Consider the following 505-nt stretch of genomic DNA (forward strand, 5'->3'; position numbering starts at 1 on the left):
CCCCAATCCTGCCGCGACCGGGGCCGCCGACCAGGCGACCGGGGAAAACTTTGCGGTGAAGGTCACCGACAGCGACAACGACACGGCCAATGCCTCGCTGACCGTCAAGGTCAACGATGACGGGCCGCATGCGGTCAACGACGGTCAGACGCAGGCGACGGAGAATGCGCCGGTCACGATCGACGTGTTCGCCAACGACGTGCATGGCGCCGACGGGGTGCTGGCGAGCACGGTGACGCTGGTTGCCGGCAGCCTGAGCGGCTCGGGCATCCTGGTGAACAACGGGAACGGCACGTTCACCTACACGCCTGGCGCTGGCGAACAGGTTCCGGTGAGCTTCTCGTACACGATCAAGGATGGCGACGGAGACACCTCACAGGCGACGGCGACGATTACCCTGGTGGCGGATTCGATACCGACGGTCACGGTGACGCCGACCGGCGGGACGCCGGCGGTCGACGCGACCGCTGTCGTCGACGAGAAGGGCCTTGCGGACGGTAGCGGG

General features: G+C 67.1%; 1 protein-coding gene. It reads left to right on the forward strand.

Annotated elements, in window-relative coordinates; genetic code table 11:
- Positions 1 to 505: cadherin-like domain-containing protein (locus EN993_RS37295; protein WP_164758101.1), on the forward strand; the 505-nt coding region annotated here is incomplete at both ends.

Origin of the sequence: Mesorhizobium sp. M7D.F.Ca.US.004.01.2.1, from assembly GCF_003997785.1 — a bacterium.
Taxonomy (GTDB): Bacteria; Pseudomonadota; Alphaproteobacteria; order Rhizobiales; family Rhizobiaceae; genus Mesorhizobium; species Mesorhizobium loti.